Origin of the sequence: Burkholderia sp. SIMBA_062 (genome assembly GCF_046534765.1) — a bacterium.
GTDB classification, from domain to species: domain Bacteria; phylum Pseudomonadota; class Gammaproteobacteria; order Burkholderiales; family Burkholderiaceae; genus Burkholderia; species Burkholderia ambifaria.
In genome coordinates, this window is sequence record NZ_JAWRYD010000532.1 from 1 (window position 1) to 243 (window position 243).

Consider the following 243-nt stretch of genomic DNA (forward strand, 5'->3'; position numbering starts at 1 on the left):
GATGCGCGCGCGCTCGTTGAACGCGAGCAGATGCGGCGACGTGTGGCAGCCGACGTGATAACCGGCCTTGAGCAGAATCGTTTCGAGAATCGCGCAGGTCGAGCCCTTTCCGTTCGTGCCGCCGACGGTGAAGATCGGACACTCGAACTGGAGCTTCAGCGCCTCCTTGACCTGGGTGATGCGGCCGAGGCCCATGTCGATGCCGACCGGGTGCGCGGTTTCGAGATGCGTGAGCCACGCGTC

1 pseudogene is annotated in these 243 nt (G+C 64.6%); it reads right to left on the bottom strand.

Annotated features, from left to right (window positions below):
* Positions 1-243: pseudogene (locus SB786_RS37345) on the bottom strand (bifunctional folylpolyglutamate synthase/dihydrofolate synthase); the annotation flags it as partial.